Source organism: Kaarinaea lacus (assembly GCF_975902315.1).
On the sequence record NZ_CDLKIE010000421.1, the window covers coordinates 1 to 3,804 of the forward strand.

Here is a 3,804-nt window from a genome sequence, read left to right on the forward strand (position 1 = left end):
AACAACCTGTACCAATTCGCTGAGTGGTACAGGTTGTTCGAACTGCTGGCCCGGATGAATTACGCCGCATTAATCGACGCCGAACTATAACACTTCAGGTAACACCACCTGAGAATATGCCATTGGAAGAAGCTATCAATGTGATGCAGGAGCAAGTTGAACCTGTCCTGACAGAGATGTTGCCAGCAGACGGAGAAATCAATTACAGCGGTACAGCGGATAAGCTCGGTGTCGCCATTAAAAACATGGGTGGCACATTCATATTAGCCATTGTCATTTTGTATTTGTTAATGAGTGCTTTATTCAGATCGTTCAAGGATAGTTTGCTGGTAGTCATGGCGATTCCACTGGCAACAGTGGGTGGGGTTATATCATTGAAGTTGATGAACCTGGTGGTGTTTCAGCCTATGGATCTACTAACCATGATTGGATTTATTATTCTACTGGGGCTGGTTGTCAATAATGCCATATTGCTGGTGCATCAAACTCGTGTTGCTGAGCGAGAAGGTTTGGCTAGACAGGATGCAGTTCATCAAGCGGTAAGAATGCGATTGCGCCCCATATTGATGAGTACCTTGACCAGTATTTTTGGCATGTTGCCATTATTGCTTATGCCTGGAGCAGGTACCGAACTTTACCGCGGCATGGCGGCTGTAATCGTAGGGGGGATGTGCGTGAGCACAGTTTTTACCTTGATACTGTTGCCAAGCTTGTTGCGAATCGGTGAAGGTAAAAGTGAAGCGAGTGGTTCAAGAATCCAGGCTCAAGCGGAACCAGGATATTAGTTTATATTTTGGCTTAAGAAAAAATAAGCCGCGCTCAATATTGCGCTAATAACCATGATGGTTATCAGCATCTTGTTTCCTGATGAAGTTTTCTCACTGGAAGGTTCCGGGGCATATCGCGCTTTAAATTCTGGTGTGTCGGATTTCATGCCCGCAGCATTCATATCCAGCATGGTGAACTCCTCGTAGTTATCGAGCAGAATTCTTAAATCCATGCAATCCGCGTCATCATTAGTTAACCAGCGTTCCGCTGCTGCTTCGCCGTCATGATAGATATTTTCCAGCAAATAATATTTTTCCATCATACGGCTAATGGAGCTAACCAGTCCTTCACCGTTGTGTTGCGGTAACTTAAAAGCATCGCACAACATATTACACAGATACTGGTTGACCAGTTGAACGGGCAAGGTGGATTGTTTGCCCAATTGCTGTACTGCGCCATACAGGAATGCGGTGATGGCAAAGAACTGAAATGAGTTCTTTTTAATCGAACCGGTGTCGATATAGGAAAGCTGGGCCCTGGCGAAAGACATCAGAATTTTCTGAGTATCGTCAAAACTATTTTGTATTTTTGGTATAGCCATTCGCGCCTGCGTAACTGTTTTCGTTAGTAACGGTTTTGGTTTCTATCTGCTGTTATGATGTACAGCGAAAAACGACTTAATGCTTCGGAAAGCCTCCGCATTACTCAAATATATCCGCATTACTCAAATATAAGAGAGCGGTCTATGCTCGCTAGCATGTACTGTTAGGAACTACAGCGGATAGTTATCGCAAACATTTAGCGCTGCCGCCCATGGAATTACAACCGAGTGGCAAAATTGTGAGGTACTGCCAGAGGTCGTTGCCAACTACCACTAAATGGAAGAAGGCGCTCACTATAGTCGAGCCTGTACAACAGCTCTATTATCAAATATCTGTGACCAAATTTGTAGTTTTTTACTTAATGCGTATTCATTCGCGTTTGCCATTCGGAAAATATGCCATACTGATCAAGTACGTACACGCAGCCAAGGTGAACAAATAGTCGTCGAATATCCGGAAATCTGTTCGCCAACTCCTAATGATAAATATTCTTTATTAAGCAATTGGGCAGTACAGCCGTGTAACTGTATCTGGGCGCAGAAATCCTACATAGTAGCCTGTTAATGAATTGGCATTTATCTTGTACGTAGGACTTTGAGGTAATGCTCTGTGTCCTGATTTTGTTCACCAGGCGGCATAACGAAGTAGCGGATAAGCGGTGTTTAAGCGATCAAAAAATCGGGACATTCTTGATGGAATTTATCAGGAGAATTTGTGGGTAGCAGGGAAAGGCAAAGCCCGAAACAACACTGAACAGTTTGCGACTGACGACGTCGGTAAGCGAAAGTTACACCCACTGGCGCTGCTGGGCGCGACAAGTGTCGTTCTGTTAATCGGTGTTTTTACGTATTGGTTGGGTTCTTCATCAAACGTCCCCACTGGCAGTGGTGCCAGTGCTACCAGGCAACAAGCAAGTAGTCCGTCATCGGCAAAGCTGGAGCAAGCTGGAAGTCAGTTAGAAGCCGAATTAGTGTCCATTGATGGACAAAAATCAGCCGATTCAGGGATTTATTCCACAAGTTTGCCAAAAACACTTCAAAAAAAGTCACATGAAGTCGATAAGTTGGAAGATCTGGCAATAGCGAAACTGGAAAATGTCGATGTCGATCCGGCGAATTACCAGGCTTTAGCGGAATCGGGCGTACCCCTGGCGCAGTTGTTTGGTTTAAGTGTCAGGACCATCGTGATTGATCCAGGCCATGGCGGTAAGGATCCAGGTGCAGTTGGTAAGTTGGGCATTTACGAAAAAGATATTGCCCTGGAGATTGCTAAAAGTTTGCGTGATCGGCTGGACGAACACGGCACCTATGAAGTGTTACTGACCAGGGAAAGTGATGAAACGATTTCCCTGAATGATCGTGTCGAATTTGCCAATGCCCATAATGTGGATTTATTTATATCGATACATATAAATTATTCACCGAGACAGCAAAGTTTTATTGAAACGTTTTATTTTGGGCCAACCAATGATTCTAAAGTGGCTGACCTGGCGAAACTGGAAAATGCAGATTCGCATTATGAATACGGAGAATTTAAAGACATTATTCAGAAAATTGGTGACACTTTAAAGTTTCAGGAGTCTCGCCAATTAGCACATTCTGTCCAGTCTAATTTATATGGACGGATTAAGAAGATTAACAAGCACGCCAGTGACCACGGTATCAAGTCTGCGCCATTTGTGGTTTTACTTGGTCTGGATGCACCCAGCATTCTCACTGAAGTGTCTTGTTTTTGTAACCCGGCGGAAGAGAAACGCCTTAAGACAGCGAAGTATAGAGACAACATAGCAAGGTATTTGGAACAGGGTATCGTTTCATATTTGAAGAAAAACACCAGTGTAGGAGGCAAAAGGAATGGCGAAAAAGAAAAGCTCGCCAAAGCGCAGCAATAAAATGCGAGTTGGTATTGACCTGGGAACCTCGCGCAGTGCGGTATCAGCAAGCAACGGCGCGCGCGATTATGTTGCCAGTTACGTGGGTTGGCCCAAGGATTTTATTTCCGAGAAAGTTCTGGGTAAACCTGTATTGTTTGGCAAAGAAGCGTTGGACAATCGTTTGTCACTGGAACTGGTGCGGCCTTTGGAACATGGTGTTATCAAAGAAGGCATTTCCCGCGACGAGGAAGCGGTACAGGAACTTGTTGGCCACTTATTGGAATTGGTTAACGCTTTGGAGAGCCAGGAAATTTATGCGGTAGTAGGCGTTCCGGCGGAGTCACTGCGTGCCAACAAACTGGCTATCAAACGCGCGGTGCAGGATTACGTGGATTCCCTGATGGTTGTATCAGAGCCATTTGCTGCTGCATATGGACGTGGCCTGTTAAATAATGCCATCGTGATTGATATTGGCGCAGGTACAACGGATTTCTGTATTATGCATGGTGCAATGCCCACCGAGGACGATCAACGTACTATTGTTACTGCGGGTGATTACAT

At 44.9% G+C, this 3,804-nt stretch carries 4 protein-coding genes; 3 read left to right on the top strand and 1 reads right to left on the bottom strand.

Going from position 1 to position 3,804, the window contains the following annotated elements:
- Positions 1–23 precede the first annotated feature (23 nt).
- Positions 24–785, top strand: a complete 762-nt coding sequence (locus ACWVCM_RS13275; RefSeq protein WP_455202240.1) for an efflux RND transporter permease subunit — start codon at positions 24–26, stop codon at positions 783–785.
- Here the strand turns inward: ACWVCM_RS13275 and ACWVCM_RS13280 are convergent.
- Positions 782–1,369 carry a hypothetical protein gene (locus ACWVCM_RS13280; protein ID WP_455202241.1) on the bottom strand — a complete coding sequence of 196 codons (588 nt, stop codon included), beginning with the start codon at positions 1,367–1,369 and terminating at the stop codon, positions 782–784. The genes ACWVCM_RS13275 and ACWVCM_RS13280 overlap by 4 nt on opposite strands.
- 659 nt (positions 1,370–2,028) lie before the next feature.
- Between ACWVCM_RS13280 and ACWVCM_RS13285 the strand changes: the two genes are divergently transcribed.
- Positions 2,029–3,261, top strand: a complete 1,233-nt coding sequence (locus tag ACWVCM_RS13285) for an N-acetylmuramoyl-L-alanine amidase family protein (protein ID WP_455202242.1) — start codon at positions 2,029–2,031, stop codon at positions 3,259–3,261.
- Positions 3,224–3,804: rod shape-determining protein (locus ACWVCM_RS13290; RefSeq protein WP_455202243.1), on the top strand; the 581-nt coding region annotated here is incomplete at its 3' end. The genes ACWVCM_RS13285 and ACWVCM_RS13290, both read left to right, overlap by 38 nt.